Source organism: Thermodesulfobacteriota bacterium, from assembly GCA_040753795.1.
Lineage (GTDB): Bacteria > Desulfobacterota > Desulfobacteria > Desulfobacterales > Desulfosudaceae > JBFMDX01.
This window is the reverse complement of the sequence record JBFMDX010000014.1, coordinates 61,340-75,487: the sequence shown is the minus strand read 5'-3', so window position 1 is coordinate 75,487 and position 14,148 is coordinate 61,340. Positions and strand designations below refer to the sequence as shown.

Here is a 14,148-nt window from a genome sequence, read left to right as displayed (position 1 = left end):
TATCGTTCCCGGCCCTGCCTGTCAACTGAAAATTATAAAGGCTATCGCCGGAAACTATCCGGCCTCTAAAGCCTGGTCCGCAAGCGCTATACCAAACCTTTTTATTGTTGCCTTCAATGGATATCCGAACAAAAACGCCAGAAGAGAATCGTCCGCCAGCTTTTTCTCCACCACCAGATCGCGATAGGCCATGTCATACCGCACCAGATAGGCCAGTTCCGTCATGTTCCGGTCGCGAGCCAACCGGCCGATACGACCGTAATCGCATATCTCCTGATGGGCCGCTGTTGCCGCCAGTAGTTCCGGTTTTTCCTCCAGCAGATCCTGACGCTGCAGTCGTCCGGTATCGTAAACATCCGCTATGGCTTTCGTATCCCAGCATTGAAGTTTCCGGCATTCCAGAGGGCGCGAAGAATAAACGGCGCAGGCATGATCCTTTTCCCGGAAAAAAAGACAGGTCGTCGTAAAAGGCCGGCTCCTGATTTTAATGATATCCTCTTTCACGCACACGACACGATCACCGATATTATCCCGGGCCGGCTCTCCCCGGCGTATCGTAAACAGATCGGACAGAAGAATGGCCCCGCGTTCGACCAATTCCCGGTCCTCAAAATGAAGACAGGGGCCGCCCTTCCGGCAACAAAGGCCGCATCTCCGGCAATTCGCCGGTTGAAAAGGCTGGCCATGCTTCCGGCTCACTGTGTTACTCCTTTTTAAGGAAACTTATCAGGATAATTACGAATCCTATTTTCATGGTACCCGCCGGGTCGGTTTTTGTCAATGAATGCCATCCGCGGTCAGGCCGTCAATATTTACGGAAAGAAAAAAAAATAATTTTTCACTTTACATCCTTTTCTTGTTTTGTTAATCGGTAACGTTTATATTTTTCGATATATGCGTTTTCAATCCACAGTAAAACAGTGCGGGGGTAAGATGAAGAAAAAAGATATCGAATATTTCAAGGCACTTCTCACTGAACGTCTGAGCGAACTGCTAAACCAGGCCGACGACACGGTGGCCGGCATGACCGTTGAAGATGAATCCTTTCCCGATCCTACGGACCGGGCCTCTCATGAATCCGACCGGAACTTCATGCTGCGTATCCGGGACCGGGAGCACAAGCTGATTAAAAAAATCAGGGCCGCTCTGGATCGAATCGAGGATGGCACCTTCGGCCAGTGTGAAATGTGCGAAGAAGACATTTCCATCGAACGGCTTAAGGCCCGTCCGGTCACCACGCGCTGCATCAAGTGCAAAACCAAAGAGGAGGAGATGGAGAAAATCCTTGGCCTGTAAAGACCATCGGTTCATTGATCTTCATATCCATTCCACCGCATCGGACGGATCATTTCAACCTTTTGAAATAATTTTACTTTCTATCAAGTCCGGGCTTTCGGCGATTGCCCTTACCGATCATGACACCACCGACGGCTGCAAGCAGATTCTGGCCCAGCCGCCCCCTCTGCCGCTGGATTTTCTGACAGGCGTCGAAATCAGTGCCGCCGCTCCCGCGGGCCTCACCCGGGCCGGGAGCATCCATATGCTGGGATATGACCTCGATGTGCATGATCCCAGCCTCAATCAGGCCCTGGCGGATTTGAGGAAGGCCAGAAACGACCGTTCCCCGAAAATGATACAGCGCCTCAAGGAAATCGGTTTTGACCTGTCTATTAACGACGTCGCGCCCTTTGCCCGGGGAAACCAGGTGGGCAGGCCGCATATCGCCCAGGCCATGCTGCACAAAAAGTTAGTGGCTTCCATCGATGAGGCGTTTGACCGGTATCTGGGGAAAAATGGAACGGCTTATGTAGACAAGCAGCGTATCCCCTGTCAACGGGCCATCGAACTGATTGTCGGTGCCGGCGGCATCCCCGTGCTGGCCCACCCCGGGCTTATCGAATCGGCGGAGGAAAACGAGATCAGATCGCTGGTGGGTATGCTGAAAGACACCGGCCTGCGGGGAATTGAAGTCTATTATCCGGGGCACTCCGCCGACCAGACGGACCGTTTTTTAAAGCTGGCCCGGGACTTTCACCTGGTCGTTACCGGCGGCAGCGATTTTCATGGCGATCTCAATCCAAAGATCAAACTGGGAAGAGGAACCGGTGATTTATTTGTCGGCTATCCGGTCTATGATGCACTGATCGCCTCCAATAGAAACAGGGAGGCAGCTCCCGTCTGAAAACAGCCATGGACATCAGTGAACTGGAAAACAAAATCGGTTACAGGTTTTTGTCTCCCCGCCTTTGCCAACAGGCCATGCGCCACCGTTCCTATATCAACGAACAGACGGAAAGCGGCCTTGAAGACAATGAACGGCTCGAGTTCCTTGGAGATGCCGTTCTTTCTCTGTGCGTCAGCCACCTGCTGATGTCTTCCTACCCCGAGCTCCAGGAAGGGGCCCTGTCCAAGATCCGCGCCAGCCTGGTCAATGACCAGAGTCTGGCGGTCCGGGCCCGCTCTCTGTTTCTGGGATCATTTATTCTACTGGGCCGGGGAGAAGAAATGACCCAGGGCCGCGACAAGGACTCCATCCTGGCCGGCGCCTTCGAAGCCCTGATGGGAGCGATTTATCTGGACGGGGGACTGGACGCGGCCCTGGCGCTGGCAACCCGTTGTTTCAGCGGCGATATCCGCAAGTTGAACCTGTCCGACATCATCCAGGACCACAAAAGCAGCCTGCAGGAATATACCCAGGCGGTATACAAGACATCGCCTGTTTATGAAATTATCGGGTCCTACGGTCCGGACCACGAAAAAAAATTCCGTTACAGCGTTACCGCGGGCGATATTGTCGCCGAAGGAACCGGCAGCAGCAAACAGGCGGCCCAGCAGATGGCCGCCCAGGAAGCCCTGAAACGAATCCAGTCATCGACCGAAAATGAATAACCGTCCCAGTCCCCTGGTGATCCCGATTTTCATTCCTCACGCCGGCTGCCCTCACCGCTGTGTGTTCTGCGACCAGACCGCCATCACCGGCATTGAAACGACGCCTGCCGTTGCCGATATCCGTCCTGTTCTGCGCCGGTTTCTGGCCTATAACCGCCGGAAAAGGTCACCGGTGCAGGCGGCTTTTTTCGGCGGCAACTTCCTCGGCCTGGCCCCGGACCGCATCATCGACCTGCTGAAGGAAACCGACGACTGCGTGAGGGAAGGGTTGATCGACCAGGTCCGGTTCTCCACCCGCCCGGACACGATCACGGAACAAACCCTGGATCTCATCTCCGGTTTTTCCGTAAGGGCTATCGAGCTGGGGATTCAATCGATGGATGACGGGGTGCTGTCCCTTTCCCGACGGGGGCACACGGCCATGCAGAACCGGAAAGCGCTGCAGCAGTTAAAGGAGCGGGGCTACGAAACCGGCGCCCAGATCATGACCGGTCTGCCCGGAGATTCCGGCCATCCATCCGTTCAGACCGCCGAAATCCTGGCGGCCCTGGCACCGGATTTTGTCCGGATTTATCCCGCCGTCATCCTTGCCGGAAGCACGCTGGCCCGTTGGCATCAGGACGGCCGCTATACCCCGCCTTCCCTGGACGATGCCGTCCGCCTGGTGGCCACGCTCCACGAAATTTTCACAGCCCACGACATTCCCGTAATCCGCATGGGGCTGCAACCCACCGAAGATCTGGAGTACGGCGGCGCGGTTCAGGGAGGGCCCTATCATCCCGCCTTCGGGCATCTGGTCCAATCGGAAATTTTTCTGCGAAAAGAAATCCGGGCTGTCAGCGATCTCTCCGGCCATACCGCTGAAATCACCTTGATTGTCAATCCCCGTGATGTTTCCGCGGCCAGAGGCCAGAAAAACAGCAACATCAGGCGCCTGGAAAAAACATGCGGGGTAAGGGCAATCCGCGTGATCGAAGACGAATCGCTTAATCCGGGACAATTGATCTGCCGGTAGGCTACAGGGGACCGCCCCCCCCTTCTTTCCGGCGCCTTCGCTCGCCCCGCCTGTCAATAAGCCGCGTCACCAGTATCCACGTCAGCCATCCGAAAAAAGCCATGCCCAGGCAGAAAAGGCCGTAGGATATCTCCCAGGGCAGCCGCCTGGTCATCATGCTCCACTCGGACATGCCGCCGATACTGGCAATCAGGTTCAACGGGAGAAAAACGATATTGATCAATGTCAGGTTTTTCAGGAGGACGTTCATGTTATTGTTGACGATGGTGCCCCGGGCATCCATGAGACCGCTGAGAATAGAGCTGTATATATTGGCCTGACGGGCCGCCTGGTTATTTTCAAGGATAATATCGTCCAGCAGCTGGCGCTGCCGGTTATCCAGACCGATGGCGCCGGCCATGGCTAGCAGCTTGGAAAGCACGGCGCCGTTGCCTTCAATGGCGTCAACGTAATATACCAGACTTTCTCCCAGAGCGAACATCTGCAGCAGGTGTTTGTTTTCCATGGACACGGTGATCTTTCTCTCCAGTTCGCTGCTCATCTGCTTGATCACCCGGAGATGACCGACGTAGTGACGGATAGTATGAAGCAGGAAACCAAGCAATACGTCCTTGACGTCCCGGCAGTTACGGAACTCCCGGGCTGAAAAGACGGTCTGCCCTTCGCTCATCACAAATGCCATCCGGTCGCCGGCCAGAAGCAGGCTGACCGGGAAAACCCCCAGTTCAATGGCCTCGGATACCCGGGCGCTTCGGGGAATTTTCCAGATAATAAGCGTTCGTTCGGAAGAGGTCTCCGCGCGCGGCACCTCATCAGAATCAAGGGTGGAGGACAGGTCATACTCGTCCAGATGGAACTGACTCCGGATGAGCGTTTTTTCTCTTTCATCAGGAGCGACAAAAACGAGAACCTGACCGTGTCCCTGGCCTGACGGGACAATCCCCGTCTCTTCGACGACAAACGAATTCATCATTAGGGCACCTCCTTTCCTTCAAGCCGCGGAAGCCGTCAATTCCAGAAAACCGCCGCGGCGTCAACGCTAAAAGCGCTATCTATCATCAGTCGGCGCGCTGATTATTACTGCTGCCTGACACCCCTGTCAACACGAGTCTGCTCCTGGCCGATTCTTTTCCAGGCGGGCCGGGACCATACCAGATATGGCATCGGGAAATATATTGACATACAAGACATCTGTTGCTATATTATAAATAAATGAATATTTCAGACCATAAAGCCCCTTTTTGTATCCGGCAACAGTTCTAAATTTGAAATAATTATTTTTTATGAAAAGAGTCGCGCCATCATCCCTATTGCTATCCCCAACCATCAAGGAGTCTTCCATGCACAAGAAACACCAGAGAACCGGCCTGTTTTTGTTGTCTGTTTTCCTGTGGGTCGCGGCAGCCGGATGCGCCCAGAAGTACACCACGACCTTTACCCCGCCCGAACGGCAGGCCCCTGAAACCCTGGACATGGACTATTCGGGTCCCAGGGCCAATATCGCGGTGGGCGACTTCACGGTCAAGGCCAGCGGCGCCACGAATTATATCGGCGACGGCCTCAGGGAAATGCTGGAAAGCGCCCTGTTTGAATCCCTGCGGTTCAACGTGCTTGACCGCCTGGATCCCCAGGGGCTGAAGGCCGAGCAGCAGCTCAGCTATTCCAAGATGGCCAAAAGCGACAGCCCTAAACTGGGGGCCCAGATGGAAGTGGCGGAACTCATGTTCTACGGCACCGTCACGGAATTTGAAGCCGAATCCAAAGGTGTCGGCGTGACTGCCCTCGCGCCCCGTGTCCCCGCCTCGGCTTCGGCTGGAGCCAAAAACGCCCACATGGCCATTGATATCCGGGTGGTGGACGTGGCTTCCGGCCGCCTGGTGGCCGCCAAAAGAGTGGCGGGGTCGGCCGCTTCCTATAAGGCCACGGCCGGCGCACTGCTGGGCGGAGGCGAAACGGCCATGCCGGTGAGCCTCGGCGCCTATAGCAACACCGCCATGGAACTGGCCATCCGCGACTGCATTTACCGGTCCGTTATCTATGTCTGCAACTCGCTGCCCAGGGAATATTTTCAGTATTAACCTGTTAAAATTAAAAATATTTATTAAAATAATATACTAATCATGAGTGGCCCTATGAAAAACTATTTGATCGGTAAATCACGCTTTGTATCCGGTAAAAAAGTTGCGCTGACCGCACTTTTGTTCTTTGTTTCAACCCTTATCCTGCCCGTTGTTTCGGCGAGGGGTGAAGCCGCCTCCGATCTGCTGGGCAACATGACGTGTGAACAGGTGAAAGCGCTTGCCCAATCCGCCCCGGCCACGCTTTTTGAGATGTGGGCGGAAAGCGGCAAATTCGGGTCCAACTCGGCCCTGGCCAAAGAACTGGTAGACCGGGGGAATATCGCGGGGGTTCTGGATAACATCGGGGAGTTAACGACCATTATTCAGGGCCTGGAGGAAGCCGCCAACGGGGACCCGAAAAAAGTGGCGGAAATTTTTGCCAACTGGCTGCTTGACAAAGCCCTGACCGCAACCGGTTCCGGAATCCCCGGCGCGGTATGGACCGTATGCAAAACACTCAACGATTTTGCCGTGGCCCTTGACGAAGAAATACTGGACATTAACATCAAAACTTTCGCACAATTTGCGGAAAAAGACCCCAACCTCCTCGGGCCGAACAGTACGGATTATTTTTTAAATAATTTTTTGGAAATAGACAAAAGTTCCGGAGGTATTCTTGATCCGACTTATAATCTGACAAAAAAAAGAGCCGCTTTCTATTCATACGCCAGCAAGAAATTAGGGGTTGATTTACCGCCGGTTAATGAGTGGAGAGACCCTAAAAACTGGAATTATGTCCGTTCCGCCGCCAGAAGCATGCTCAATGATGTGGAAAAGGAAGTCGAAAAAAGAAAAAAATTCCAACAACTCCAGGGCGAGCTCAAGATACACCTTGAGCAGTTGAAGCGGGAACAGAGTGTCTTCAACACCTTCGAAAGCCTGCGGGCCCAGGTGAATGCCATGGTCTGCCAGGACCCCACCAAGGATTGCATATCGGCTTACACCGCTACCTTGAATACGCTTGAAAGCCTGATTGTGGACGCGGGGGACATTCAAAAAACCCCTGATGGAACCATGAACGGGATCAAAAGCACCACTGACGCCATCAATCTTGATCTCGACGCCATCTCCCAGAAAATAGACAAGGACAAGCAGGCTATTGAACAGTTCTGCGCCAAAGGGAAGCAGGATCTTGAAGCGGCCAAAAACACCCTGGACAAGGCAAAGTCGGCCGCCGCGGAAACGGCCGCTCAAGCGGTCGCGGCCGGCGGATATAAAGACAAAGCCTGCGCGGCAAAAACCGTGGACGCGGCCGGGGAAGCCGCGACCAAAGCCCGGGACGCCGCCGACAAAGCCGGCCGGCTGGTCGATTCCATTTCCTCATTCAATAGTAATTTAAGTCAATATACCCCTCCCGCGGCCGCTGACTTCTCAAGTGTCGAATCCCGGTTAGCCGCCCTCAACAAGGATCTGTCGGCTCTTGATGCGTCAATCCGCGAAAATTTAAAGAAAAAAGAAGCCTTCATGGCCGCCATGACCAAGGCCAATCAGGAGGCCGCTGATCTGGACAAGATTTGCAAGGGGGCCAAAGACCTGGGGCTGGTCAACCAGGCCATGGGACGGGTAGGTCAGGTGGCCGCAAAAGTACCGGATCTGCGGGCGGATATAAACACGCTGGCCTCGCTCCAAAGCAAGGCCGGACAGATTCAGTCCCGAATCAGCAGCATGAAAAGCGCGGAACAGAAAAACCGCCAGTGTTTGAGTGGTTTGCCGGACAGTACCGCTCTGGTTAAAGAAATCCAGTCCTTGGAGGTAACCGCCAAGGCCGATCTGACCAAAGCGCTTGATCATGCCGCCGCGGCGGAAGCCTGTCATGAAAATCTGAAAAACAAATGCGGCCCCAATGAACGCCTGGACAATAACGGCAACTGTGTGTGCGTGGACGGGTATGAGAAGGTAGATGGGGAATGCCAAAAAAAATGCGGTCCCAATGAGGAAAGAGACGCCTCCGGGGGATGTGATTGCAAGCCCGGTTATGAAAAAATTGACGGGAAGTGTGAAAAAGAATGCGGCCCCGATCAGGAACGGAATGCGGCCGGGGAATGTGACTGCAAACCCGGTTATGAAAAAATTGATGGCAAATGCCTTAAAGAATGCGGCCCCAATCAGGAACGAAATGCGGACGGGGATTGTGAATGCAAACCCGGTTTTGAAAACGTTGATGGAAAATGTGTAAAAGAATGCGGCGCCAATGAAGAACTGAATGCCGACGGCAAATGCGACTGCAAATCCGGCTATGAACGCAATGATGACGGAAAATGCGAACCGGCCGGTCAGAAATGCCAGGGCGATGACGACTGTCCTGTGGACTATGCCTGTAAGAACGGCAAGTGCGTTTACCAGCCCAAGCCGCCCTGCCAGGACGACGTTGATTGCCCGGTGGATTACGTCTGTAAAAACGGCAAGTGCGTGTATAAACCCAAACCGCCCTGCCAGGGTAACGACGACTGCCCGGTAGACTATGTCTGCAAGAACGGCAAGTGTGTCTACCAGTCCAAGCCGCCCTGCCAGGGCGATGACGACTGTCCCAGGGATTATGTGTGCAAAGGCGGCAAATGCGTTTATCAATCCAAACCCGACTGCGAGGGCGACGACGATTGTCCCAAGGGCTATATCTGCAAGAACGGGAAATGCGTCTTCCAGAAAGCCGACTGCCGCCGAGACGGTTGTCCCACCGGTTACCAGTGCGATTCCAAAACCGGGAACTGCGTTTTCATCAAATCCGGATGTTCGGGCGACAGCGACTGCAAGAAGGGGTATGTGTGCTCCGGCGGCAAATGCGTCTCCCCCTTTGACGATGATTACGATGATTACACCAATACCATGGGCGACCGGGACGACGACCGGGGCCAGGACCTGGCTGACACGGTCTCTTCCAATCAGACATCCGGCGGCAGAAAGGGAGGATATACCTCCAACGACCTGAACGATGACATGGACAATGTTCAGGACGGCATAACAGCCGGATGCCGGAAAGATTCCGATTGCAAATCCGGCTATGCCTGCCAGGATGGAGAATGCGTGAAAAAACAGCGCTGCACCGATGACAGCGACTGCGGCCAGGGCAAGACCTGCAAGAACGGCCAGTGCGTAAAAGTAACGGACTGCAAGAAAGCGGGTGACTGCCCGCCGAACCACACCTGCAAGAACGGCAAATGCGTGCCGGTAACCGACTGCAAAAAGGCCGGCGACTGTCCCCAGGGCCAGGTCTGCAAAGACGGCAAGTGCATTGCCCAGACCACACAGAAAGCCACCCTTTCCGTGTCACCGGCCAATATGGCGGTGGTGTTGAACGAAAGTGTCAACCTCAAAGCCACCTTCACGGACACCGACGGCAGCACCAAGGATGTTACCGGCGAGGCGAACTGGAACCCCTCCCCCAATTTTTCCAAAGGGACCATCGGCGTTTACACGGTTACCGCCTCTCACAAAGGGCTGACCGCCACTTCACAGATCACGGTGGTCAAGGAAAAAGGCATGGATGATATCACGGTCAACCAGAAGAACGTCACCGTCACCTTCTGGGATCACGGTGTGGAAGACGGCGATATGATCGACATCCTTATTAACGGGGAAGTGGTTTTCGGCGGCATCTCCCTGACGAATGCTCATCAGAGCAGGACAATCAAGATGAGCGCCGATATTGTCGTGGTCGGGTTCAAAGCGCTGAACGTCGGCTCCATACCGCCCAACACAGCCACGGTGACCTTCACCAGCGTTACCGCCGGGAAAGACACCCAGACATACGAGTTGAACCAGGACCAGGAAGCGAACATGAACATGACGTATAAACCATAAGTATGGAATAATCGGGAATGATACCTTCATGCTACGCCGGAACCGAATCCGGCACGATCAAAAGGCGAGGGAAGGGGTTTCATCTTCCGGGCACAATCCTGCCGCTCTGCGTGCTGCTCGTCCTGCTTTTCCAGACGGCAGCGGCTGCCCAGAACCGGGCCCTGCCCGCCACCGCGCCCCGGTCCCGGCAGCTTATTGATGTGAGCCGGGCGGACGAACCCTGGGTGCGAGACTGGGACGTCACCCATACCGCCGTGATGATTCCCGGCGGCGGCAAGGCCGGGTTCTATGATCGTCCTCCCCGCATGGGCGACGCCGTTCCCCATCCGGGCCGCATGGGCATCCTTTACCTTTATCCGGAAAGCGATTACAAGCCCGCCCGAATTTTGCAGCGGAACGTGAAGGTCACCCCGGCCACCGCCGCGCTTCTTATCGGCGCCTGCGCCAACCGTACCCCCCGTGGGGAATGGAACCTGCGGGTTCTGGTGGATGACAAACCCCTGGGGGGCGATGTGGTCATTTCCGACCGTGACGGCTGGCGGGATATTGTCCTCAACCTTTCCGGGTACATGGACCGGCGGGTGGACATTGAAATTCAGGGGCACACCTCCCTGCGGCGCGGCTCCCACATTTACATTGATTATATCGAACTGGCGGATCCGGCCGAGTCTCCCGTGTCCGAACTGGAAGACACCGAAGAGGACGACGGCGGCCCATATGATTTTTCCTCCACTGACTTCGAGAATCAAGTGGACGCTGGCAATCAATCTGATGGCCCGGTATATTTTGACGTCTACTACGAGAATTTCCTCGAGCTCATGATGGAACGCCAGGACCGGAGACGTTATGATGATTACTATTACAATCCACGCTACCCCTATTACCCTCCCCCATGCGTGAGACGATATGACGACTGCGATCGGAGATATTATGGTTACCCCTATCCGAACCGGAAAACATGGTATAATCGCTATGAGCATGATCGAGATGAACATGATCGCTGATCACGCCTCCTGGAAGAAAATCCTCTTCGGGCTGACATTTGTGATCGGGGTGTTGCTTTTGATCCCTCCGGCATCAGTCGCGGCGGAGGAATTCGATATCCCCCTGGGGTCCGCTTATCAGGGCGCCAAATGCATGGCGGCGGTCGAGGATTTCGCCATGGAAGTGCCCGGCGCGCCGGATGACGTTAAAAACGGGCTTCAGGAGATGCTCCAGACGGCCCTTTTTGAGAGCAATTATTTTATCCTGGTAGACCGGTCGGATCCCCAGGGGATCAGCGCCGAGTTGCTGCTTTCCGACTCTTTTATGGCCGATCCGGATACCATTCTGGAACAGGGGCAGCTGGACCCGGCCGAAGTGATGATTTACGGGACACTGACCGCGCTTGAGGGCGGCGGCGCCGGCCTCCGGGTCAAGGCGCCCTGGATTCCATTGACGGTCGGCGGCACCTATCATGAAGCCCGGGCCGACATCGACGTGCGGGCGGTTGACGCGGCCAGCGGCCAGGTTATTGCCACGGCTCACTTTTCGGGTTCCGCCTCATCCGGGAAAAGCAGCACGGCGGCGGTTTTCACGGGAGTGAAAATGCCCGCGCAACTGGAAATGTTCGTGAACACTCCACTGGAGCTCTGTCTTCGGGACTGTATTTACCGGAGCGTGGTTGAACTTTGCAAGACCATTCCTCCCCAGTATTTCAAACATTAAAATAGATAAGGGCAAGGTCCAGGGTGCGGGTGGAAGGGTGCAAGGTTTTTGAAAATTTTAATCAAATCCTGTTGAGGTTTTAACAGATAAACATCATAACAATGGATGACAACCATCCGAACAAAAAATGGAGGAAGGAAATGAAGCAAAAAAATTATCGTCATGTGCGGTGGATACTCTTTCTGCTGACCCTGGTGCTGGTCGTTTCCACCGGCGGAACGTCCGCCCTGGCCGCCACCGTGATCAATCACACCGCTCCGGAAGGTAATTACATCCCCGGCTTCCGGATCAACCTGGATGCCGCCATCCAGAGCGCCGGCGGTCTGCTGGCCGTCCGCTGCTATTTCAAGACGAAAAATGACCAGAACTTCGCTTTCGTCGACATGTTTGACAAAGGCGGCGGAAATTATCAGGCCGTCCTGCCCGCTCCCTGGGTGAATTCCGAGGCGGTGGAATACCTGTTTGTGACCGTGGACAAGGACAAGAAGGTTACCCGGTCCGATGTTTACACGCTGGAAGAAGGCCAGACCAAAGAGGCTGCCCAGTGGAAGGACGCCAGCCAGGTCAAGGAAGTGCGGCTGGACTCCATGCAGGAAGGCATTGAAGACTGCGAACTGCTCCGCCGTCAATTGAGAACCAGCCACGGTAAAAAGCTTCCCAAGTACCAGACCGCCGATGACGCCAACTCCCTGGCGGTTCAGACCGAAATGAACCCGGCCCAGGTCCCGTTGAACGGCTTCTATGACAAAGCCGTCATTACCGAAGTCCCTGACAGCGCCAAGTATGGCGCTGCTGCCCTCGGCACCGCCGGCGGCCACAGCACGGCTTTCTGGGTTGGAGCGGGTGTTCTTGGCGCCGCCGCGGTAGGCGGCACGATTGCCGCTTTTTCCGGCGGCGGTGGCGGCGGCGGCGGCCATCATAACAACAACTGCACCCCGGAAGTCTGCGGCGACAATATAGACAATGACTGCGATGGACAGGTCGACGAAGGTTGCGGCACCGGCCCCACGGAAATCTGCGGCGATGGCATCGACAATGACGGCGATGGCCAGATCGACGAAGGCTGCAGTACCACCACGGAAGTCTGCGGCGACGGCATCGACAATGACGGCGACGGACAGATCGACGAAGGCTGCAGTACCGGCCCCGAGCCGTTAACTTCGGACACCATCGTGGGTTTCTGGAATTTTGACGGTTATCGTTATGACGGTATTCACCGCTGGGGCGATATTACCTTCAACAGTAACGGTACTCACACTTATAACGTCGTGGACGCGGACGGACAGAACACCGGCAGCGGCACCGGGACCTGGTCTTTATCCGGAAGTGCCTTGATCATCACCTTTTCAGGTATGTCCACCTGGGATGGCTTTGCATCCGGAGACTCCGAGAGCTTTTACATGAGTACTTACTCTCACGGTAACTACACCTTTACCCGGTAATTTGAACATGAGGTGAGGCATATTATGAATCAAACAATAAACCGTCGTGTTCAGTGGGCACCCCTTGTGTTGTACCTGGCGCTGGCCCTTTTCACCAGCGGAGCTTCCGCTCTGGCTGCCGCCGAAATCAGCCACACCGCTCCGGAAGGCAATTATATCCCCGGCTTCCGGATCAACCTGGATGCCGCCATCCAGAGCGACGGCGGTCTGCTGACCGCCCGGTGCTACTTTAAAACGAAAAACGACCAGAACTTTGCTTTTGTCGACATGTTTGACAAGGGCAATGGAAACTATCAGGCAGTGCTGCCCGCCCCCTGGGTAAATTCCGAAGCGGTAGAGTACCTGTTTGTAGCCGTGGACAAAGACAAGAAAGTCGCCCGGTCACAGGTGTATACGCTGGAAGAAGGCCAGACCGAAGAGGCTGCCCAGTGGAAGGACGCCAGCCAGGTCAAGGAAGTGCGGCTGGACACCATGCAGGAAGGTATTGAGGACTGCGAACTGCTCCGCCGCCAGCTTCGTACCAACCACGGCAGGAAGTTGCCCGAATTCCAGACCGCCGATGAGGCAAACCCCTTGACGGTTCAGACCGAGATGAACACGGCCGAGGTACCGATGAACGGCTTTTATGACAGGGCCGTTATCACCGAAGTGGCCGACAGCGCCAAATACGGTGCAGCGGCCATTGGAGCGACCGCCGGATGGTCAACCGCGGCGATTGTGGGAACCGGTGTCGCCGCAGCCGCGGTGGTTGGCGGAACGGCCGTCGCCCTGTCCGGTGGTGGCGGAGGCGGCGGTGGGAACAAACAGCCGGAGGATTTGACGGAAAGGACCATCACCGGTCCGTGGTCGGTTACCGGCAATTCCATCTATGACTGGACAACATCCGGTGACATGAATTTCAATGATAACGGTTCGTTTACCTACAATCTGCACAGCATCCTTCCGGATAATTCGACCACTGATTCCGTCGGTAACGGGCAGTGGACTCTGGTCGGAACAACCCTGACGCTTAATTTTGACGGCGGCGCGGTCTATAACGGCACGGCCAGCGGGGATTCCGACGCCTTTACCATGGTCGATAACAATATCGGCTGGACGCTGTATTTCTCCAGGTAATCAGCAAAAAAGTCCGGGGAACGACGGCATAAGCTGTTGTTCCCCGGACTTTTTCCAAAAA

General features: G+C 55.3%; 12 protein-coding genes. 10 read left to right on the top strand and 2 right to left on the bottom strand.

Annotation, left to right across the window (positions count from 1 at the left end):
* Window positions 1-54: 54 nt before the first annotated feature.
* Window positions 55-699, bottom strand: a complete 645-nt coding sequence (locus AB1724_15075) for a YkgJ family cysteine cluster protein (protein MEW6079132.1) — start codon at window positions 697-699, stop codon at window positions 55-57.
* A gap of 234 nt (window positions 700-933) precedes the next feature.
* Here AB1724_15075 and dksA point away from each other — a divergent pair, with 234 nt between their 5' ends.
* The 4 genes from dksA to AB1724_15055 are packed head-to-tail and all read left to right on the top strand — an operon-like array spanning window position 934 to window position 3,904.
* Window positions 934-1,296, top strand: coding sequence for an RNA polymerase-binding protein DksA (dksA, locus tag AB1724_15070; GenBank protein ID MEW6079131.1), 363 nt, complete (start codon window positions 934-936; stop codon window positions 1,294-1,296).
* Window positions 1,286-2,182, top strand: a complete 897-nt coding sequence (locus tag AB1724_15065; GenBank protein ID MEW6079130.1) for a PHP domain-containing protein — start codon at window positions 1,286-1,288, stop codon at window positions 2,180-2,182. The genes dksA and AB1724_15065 overlap by 11 nt, the downstream gene beginning before the upstream one ends.
* Before the next feature lie 8 nt (window positions 2,183-2,190).
* Window positions 2,191-2,889 carry a ribonuclease III gene (gene rnc / locus AB1724_15060; protein MEW6079129.1) on the top strand — a complete coding sequence of 233 codons (699 nt, stop codon included), beginning with the start codon at window positions 2,191-2,193 and terminating at the stop codon, window positions 2,887-2,889.
* On the top strand, window positions 2,882-3,904 hold the full coding sequence (locus AB1724_15055; protein MEW6079128.1) for a radical SAM protein: 1,023 nt from the start codon (window positions 2,882-2,884) through the stop codon (window positions 3,902-3,904). The genes rnc and AB1724_15055 overlap by 8 nt, the downstream gene beginning before the upstream one ends.
* A 1-nt stretch (window position 3,905) precedes the next feature.
* Here the strand turns inward: AB1724_15055 and AB1724_15050 are convergent, their stop codons facing one another.
* Window positions 3,906-4,877 (bottom strand): magnesium transporter CorA family protein, encoded by a 972-nt coding sequence (locus tag AB1724_15050; GenBank protein ID MEW6079127.1) that lies wholly within the window; start codon window positions 4,875-4,877, stop codon window positions 3,906-3,908.
* Between the two features lie 367 nt (window positions 4,878-5,244).
* On the opposite strand from AB1724_15050, the gene AB1724_15045 reads away from it, so the two are divergent.
* The 6 genes from AB1724_15045 to AB1724_15020 all read left to right on the top strand — a co-directional run bounded on the left by AB1724_15045 (window position 5,245) and on the right by AB1724_15020 (window position 14,087).
* On the top strand, window positions 5,245-5,982 hold the full coding sequence (locus AB1724_15045; GenBank protein ID MEW6079126.1) for a CsgG/HfaB family protein: 738 nt from the start codon (window positions 5,245-5,247) through the stop codon (window positions 5,980-5,982).
* Window positions 5,983-6,036: 54 nt separating this feature from the next.
* Window positions 6,037-9,822: a hypothetical protein gene (locus AB1724_15040; protein ID MEW6079125.1), complete on the top strand. Its 3,786-nt coding sequence runs from the start codon at window positions 6,037-6,039 to the stop codon at window positions 9,820-9,822.
* A 17-nt stretch (window positions 9,823-9,839) separates the two neighbouring features.
* Window positions 9,840-10,826 carry a hypothetical protein gene (locus tag AB1724_15035; GenBank protein MEW6079124.1) on the top strand — a complete coding sequence of 329 codons (987 nt, stop codon included), beginning with the start codon at window positions 9,840-9,842 and terminating at the stop codon, window positions 10,824-10,826.
* Window positions 10,810-11,529: a CsgG/HfaB family protein gene (locus AB1724_15030; protein MEW6079123.1), complete on the top strand. Its 720-nt coding sequence runs from the start codon at window positions 10,810-10,812 to the stop codon at window positions 11,527-11,529. Before AB1724_15035 ends, AB1724_15030 begins: the two co-directional genes overlap by 17 nt.
* A 140-nt stretch (window positions 11,530-11,669) precedes the next feature.
* Window positions 11,670-12,971 (top strand): lipocalin family protein, encoded by a 1,302-nt coding sequence (locus tag AB1724_15025; protein MEW6079122.1) that lies wholly within the window; start codon window positions 11,670-11,672, stop codon window positions 12,969-12,971.
* A 24-nt stretch (window positions 12,972-12,995) separates the two neighbouring features.
* Window positions 12,996-14,087 (top strand): lipocalin family protein, encoded by a 1,092-nt coding sequence (locus AB1724_15020; GenBank protein MEW6079121.1) that lies wholly within the window; start codon window positions 12,996-12,998, stop codon window positions 14,085-14,087.
* The last annotated feature ends 61 nt before the right edge of the window (window positions 14,088-14,148 follow it).

What these genes read in the sequence shown, in the direction of transcription:
- dksA (MEW6079131.1), top strand. Translation starts at nt 934, where the DNA reads ATGAAGAAAAAAGATATCGAATATTTCAAGGCACTTCTCACTGAACGT.
- rnc (MEW6079129.1), top strand. Translation starts at nt 2,191, where the DNA reads ATGGACATCAGTGAACTGGAAAACAAAATCGGTTACAGGTTTTTGTCT.
- AB1724_15055 (MEW6079128.1), top strand. Translation starts at nt 2,882, where the DNA reads ATGAATAACCGTCCCAGTCCCCTGGTGATCCCGATTTTCATTCCTCAC.
- AB1724_15050 (MEW6079127.1), bottom strand. Translation starts at nt 4,877, where the DNA reads ATGATGAATTCGTTTGTCGTCGAAGAGACGGGGATTGTCCCGTCAGGC.
- AB1724_15045 (MEW6079126.1), top strand. Translation starts at nt 5,245, where the DNA reads ATGCACAAGAAACACCAGAGAACCGGCCTGTTTTTGTTGTCTGTTTTC.
- AB1724_15040 (MEW6079125.1), top strand. Translation starts at nt 6,037, where the DNA reads ATGAAAAACTATTTGATCGGTAAATCACGCTTTGTATCCGGTAAAAAA.
- AB1724_15035 (MEW6079124.1), top strand. Translation starts at nt 9,840, where the DNA reads ATGATACCTTCATGCTACGCCGGAACCGAATCCGGCACGATCAAAAGG.
- AB1724_15030 (MEW6079123.1), top strand. Translation starts at nt 10,810, where the DNA reads ATGAACATGATCGCTGATCACGCCTCCTGGAAGAAAATCCTCTTCGGG.
- AB1724_15025 (MEW6079122.1), top strand. Translation starts at nt 11,670, where the DNA reads ATGAAGCAAAAAAATTATCGTCATGTGCGGTGGATACTCTTTCTGCTG.
- AB1724_15020 (MEW6079121.1), top strand. Translation starts at nt 12,996, where the DNA reads ATGAATCAAACAATAAACCGTCGTGTTCAGTGGGCACCCCTTGTGTTG.